Raw genomic sequence first — 4407 nt, 5'->3', positions numbered from 1 at the left:
CGTCAGGCCCCGCAGACCCCGCCGACGACGAGCTGGCCGCACCAGAGCCGTGCAGGCCGCCCAGGACGCCGCTGACGCCCCCGGAGAGCGCCTGTGCCTTCTGCACGATGCCCGGCGGGGTGCACGAACGGTCCTGTCCGCTGCGCAGGAGGCCGACATGAGCGCCCACCGCATCACCGAGGAGTCGGTCATCGTCGGCGGCTACACGGCCCTGCTCATGGCCACCGCGCTGCGCGCGTACATGCGCCGGGGCGGATTCGACGCGGTGCACCCGCAGGCCCGTGCCGAGCTGGACGCCTCGATTGCCGCGCTCGCAGCAGCCGGAAACGCATCGCAGCAGCTCACAACGGTGAGCGGAACTGCGGAAACGCCGACCGGCGCGGCCGGGCCAGAGTCGTCCATGACGGTCTCCGAGGCGGCCCAGCGGCTCGGCCTCAGCGAACGGCACATCCGGAACCTCGCCGAAAGCAACCTGGGCGGCCGGAAGGTCCGGGGCGGCTGGCGGTTCGATCCGACGGCCGTCGAATTCGAAGCGGCCCGCAGGAACAGGAAGGAGGAGGCGTGATGGAGCACAAGACCACACGCGGCTCGGTCAGCGTCAAGGCCGCGCGGTCCGGCGGCGGCGCATCCGGCACCATCGAGGCCGTCTTCGCCACCCTCGGGGTGCGCGACCACGACGGCGACATCGTCCAGCCCGGCGCGATCGGCTCGGGGCCGGTGATCATTTCGGACTGGAACCACTCGTCCTGGCAGGGAGCCCGGCCCATCGGCCGGGGCCGCATCTACGTGGACGGCAACAAGGCCAGACTGTCGGGGCGGCTGTTCCTCGACACCGCCGCCGGACGCGAGGCGCACGCCATACTCAAAGGGCTGGGCGACCTCGCCGAGTTCTCCTGGTCGCTGGACTCCATCGAGTCCCACATGGGCAAGGACGCCCAGGGCCGCCCCACGCGGTTCATCACCGGCGTGAAGGTCCGCGAGGTCTCCCCGGTGATCCAGGCCGCCTCCATCGGCACCGGCCTGCTCGCCCTGAAGGGGCGCGGCTCTACCCGCGCCGAGCTGGCCGCCATCAAGGCCCGGCTGGACCGCGAGGAGCTGGCCGAGATCGCCGAGCGCAACGAGCGGGCCATGCACTGCGAGGCAGCGCAGATGGAGCTGCTGTCCCTCCACGAGGCCATGCTCCGCCGCGACGGCGTCGGGTACTCCCGCGACCTCGACTCCCTGGTGCCGGACGGCACGAAGGACGCCGCCCGTGCGGCCGTGCTCAGGTACGGCGAGGAACTGGGACTCCCCGCCGACGTGCGCGTCAAGTGGTTCTCGGCCGAGGACGAGGAGGGGCACGTCGAGTTCCGCTCGCTGAGGCCGCTGCTGGGCCGCTGCCGCCCGAAGGCCGAGCCGGACGTGATCTGGCTGCACAGCGCCCTGGACGCCCCGGAGGCCCACCGCGTCGCCGCTCACGAGCTGCGGCACCTCGCCGGCGGTGACGAAGAAGAAGCCCGCATCTACGAGGAGAAGGCCAAGTTCGAATGGTTGGAGAGGAATTGGCGATGACCGAGAAGACCTATGGCAGCCCGACCGAGGAAGCTCAGGGACGGGTCCAGGCCGCACTGGAGATCGGGGACCTGTCGGAGGTCCATCCGAACGCCGCCCTGATGCTGCGCACCCGCGTGCTGAACCTGGACATCGAGAACTCCGAGTACCTGACCGCGATCGTCGAACGCGCCAAGCGGATCGCCGTGGACCGGGCCCTGGGGAGGGCTGAGTGATGCACACGCCGCGCGAGAACAAGGCAGCGGTCAGCCGGAGCACCTGCCCCCGGTGCGGCCACAAGCGCAGCGACTTCGGCTGCCGGACCGTGCGCATCGGCGAGTACTGCATGCAGGCAGGGCTGTACGAGTACGCGGACGGCTACCTGATCGCCCCCACCTACGACCCTCTGGGACCTGCCGAGGGGGCCGCGATGGTCGAGCACGCCCCGGCCGTCGCGGAGGCGGAGAAGGCCGTGGACGCCGCCCTGGCCGAGTTCACCGCCGCCCAGTCCGCCCACTTCGACGCGGTGTTCGCCGCCGACCGGGCAGGGGTGCGCACCTCCACCATGGTCATGCGGCAGGACGGCGCGGTGCCCGTGCGGCATCGGGTGTCGGCCCGCGAGAAGGCCAGGCTCGCCGATGCCGAGGAGGCCGCCCGCGACCGGCTGGGCGAGGCCGAGGAGGCACTGAAGCGGGCCCGGGACCGGCTGTCCCGGCTGGAACACCGGCGGGAGGCTGCTCTGCGGGCGGGACGCAATGAGGACCGGGAGGCGGGATGACCCCGCCCCCCGGTACCGTCCGGCCCGGTACACAGGTCTCCTGTCCTCCCTTGTGAAAGTTCACCCTGAATCAGTGCACAGCGTCATCTCATGCAGTTGTTGCTGTGTACTGAATCAGTTCTTCTGCGGCAGAACTGAATGCAGAGCTTCTGCTGTCAGTCGTTCACTTACTTACTTCTGTTCATAGTTGCTTACTTGATGAACCGTGCTGATGTAATGAGCATGAGTGAATGACATGCAGTCTTCGCATGACACCGCAGTCAAGTAGTAGAGATAGAGCCATGACAGAGACATGCAGCTTGCCTCACCACATGCAACATCCTGTCAGCGCTGCATCGGCCATGCGAAGGCGCGTGCGATCCGATGTGTCACTGGAGTAAGTGCGCCATCGTCGCAATACGGCACGAATGAGCCGTGCGTCATTCACGGCTCCGATGAACTGCGCCAGTGACGGCGGAAACGGTGCGCCAGCCCATTTGTCGCGAGTTCAGGAATCACCGCCGCTTCGGCCCGCGGGCATCGACTCCTCGCACATCCGGCCGCCGCGCCGTCCGGGAGAAGAGGGGGGCGGGGGTACGGCCGGTCTCGCGCGCCTATCCACCCCGCCCGCCCCGCCTACTTTTCCCTCTGTGTTTCGGCCCTACGGGAGGCCCGGAAACACTCCCCGATGGGCGTAAACGGAAAGGATGGACGCCATGCGCATCACCTGCCAGGACTGCTCCGTGAGCTTCCACCAGCGCACCGGACGCCCGGCCAGGCGCTGCACGGCCTGCCGGGGTAAGTACGACGCCGCTTTCCGCAAACTCCGCGACACCACGAAGGCCGCAGCGGTCGGGACGCCCTGCCGCCGGTGCGGTCGGCCCATGGACGACCCGGCCGCCATGGACCTCGGCCACGACGACGCCACGGGCGAGGTGGCCGGATGGGAGCACGCCCAGTGCAACCGCTCGGCCGGGGCGCGGAAGGGCAACGCGATGCGCCGGGGCACCGCTGCTCAGGCCGCCGTGCCCGCCTCGCGGCCACCGAAGCCCGACGACGGGAGGAACTGGGCCTGGTGCGATGTGACGGGGGAGTGGTGCCCGTCGTCCGGGGTGTGGTGAGGGGCGTCGGCCTGCTGGTGGGCAGATCCCTGGCCTCACGTGGCAGGCGGCCAGGGCTGCTGGGCGAGGTGGCGTTGCAGGTCGATGTGCCGGAACTGGTACACGGCCCCGACCTGACGCAGCACGCCGCGCTGGCGCGCGTCCTGGAGGAAAGCCATCAGGTTCCTTGGTGTTTTGTGCCGTGCTGTCAGGTAGGCCTGAAGTATTGCGAAATTCGACCAGGCTGCCCGGAGTAGTCCAGCCTGAAGTGACAACATGACTCCAGATGTCACGCCGATACTCAGTCGAGTAAAATCAGAAAATTCACTGATGAAACCGTTCTTGAAGATTCCAAATAGGGAATAAGCCAAGCCCCCAAAGATTATCCCTGACGTGATGCTGAATGGTGAGTAGATGACCGCAAACGTCTTCCTGTCTTGTGAGATAAGATACTTTGGGTCGATAGCGGTATCCGCGTTCAGTCCTTCCACTTGAAAACCTTTTGCTATTCCAAGCGTGATTGCGGATGAAATTCCAAAGAAAAGGACTAGTGTGGATGTTTTTACGGATTCCAATGCGGAGCCCGGTGTGAGCTTGAGCATGCCTAAAATTGAGAGTCCGTAAGCGGCGCCGAAGAGGAACCCTTTCATTGCTCCGGGTATGAACGGAGTAGGGGACCAGTTGACATCTGTGCCGGGCGGGCTTGAGAATGGTCGGTTAACTCTTGCATATCTTACTCTGGCCATGGCCCAGCTGAGGATTATGTTGAAAGTCGACAAGAGGGATCCGAATGCGGCTGCGGATAGTGTTATCTCTGGTGGTTCGCCAGTGATTATCCCTGCAAGCCCAGGCAAGGCGCCTCCTGCGATTCCGGAGGCGATCCCGAGCGTTATCCCGTTGACTAGCCTCGATCTTTCGTGAGGGTCCGCCGACGGAGTCGGCGGACCCTCACGCGTTCTGCTCCTGAGCCCGGGCAGGCCGGCGGCCCGGCCGTCGCGTCGGGTGGGCGCCGGGTTCCAC

Annotated in this window: 5 protein-coding genes and 1 pseudogene; 5 read left to right on the top strand and 1 reads right to left on the bottom strand. The window is 66.7% G+C overall.

All coding sequences use genetic code 11. From position 1 onward, the window contains the following. Positions 1-157 precede the first annotated feature (157 nt). The 5 genes from L7D48_RS26470 to L7D48_RS26450 all read left to right on the top strand — a co-directional run bounded on the left by L7D48_RS26470 (position 158) and on the right by L7D48_RS26450 (position 3408). A complete protein-coding gene (locus L7D48_RS26470) occupies positions 158-565 on the top strand; it encodes a helix-turn-helix domain-containing protein (RefSeq protein ID WP_237883249.1) in 408 nt (135 codons plus the stop codon). Next, entirely contained in the window at positions 565-1551 is a 987-nt protein-coding gene (locus L7D48_RS26465; RefSeq protein ID WP_237883247.1) for an HK97 family phage prohead protease, read from the top strand. The genes L7D48_RS26470 and L7D48_RS26465 overlap by 1 nt, the downstream gene beginning before the upstream one ends. Next, positions 1548-1766, top strand: a complete 219-nt coding sequence (locus L7D48_RS26460; RefSeq protein WP_237883245.1) for a hypothetical protein — start codon at positions 1548-1550, stop codon at positions 1764-1766. Before L7D48_RS26465 ends, L7D48_RS26460 begins: the two co-directional genes overlap by 4 nt. Then, positions 1766-2308 (top strand): hypothetical protein, encoded by a 543-nt coding sequence (locus L7D48_RS26455; protein ID WP_237883243.1) that lies wholly within the window; start codon positions 1766-1768, stop codon positions 2306-2308. The genes L7D48_RS26460 and L7D48_RS26455 overlap by 1 nt, the downstream gene beginning before the upstream one ends. A 695-nt stretch (positions 2309-3003) precedes the next feature. Then, positions 3004-3408 carry a hypothetical protein gene (locus L7D48_RS26450; RefSeq protein WP_237883242.1) on the top strand — a complete coding sequence of 135 codons (405 nt, stop codon included), beginning with the start codon at positions 3004-3006 and terminating at the stop codon, positions 3406-3408. A 35-nt stretch (positions 3409-3443) separates the two neighbouring features. Here the strand turns inward: L7D48_RS26450 and L7D48_RS26445 are convergent. Then, a pseudogene (locus L7D48_RS26445) lies at positions 3444-4407 on the bottom strand (hypothetical protein); the annotation flags it as partial.

The organism is Streptomyces sp. ICN903 (assembly GCF_022015835.1).
Lineage (GTDB): Bacteria > Actinomycetota > Actinomycetes > Streptomycetales > Streptomycetaceae > Streptomyces > Streptomyces fenghuangensis.
Note: the sequence above shows the minus strand (reverse complement) of the source record. Positions and strands in the feature narration are given on the sequence as shown.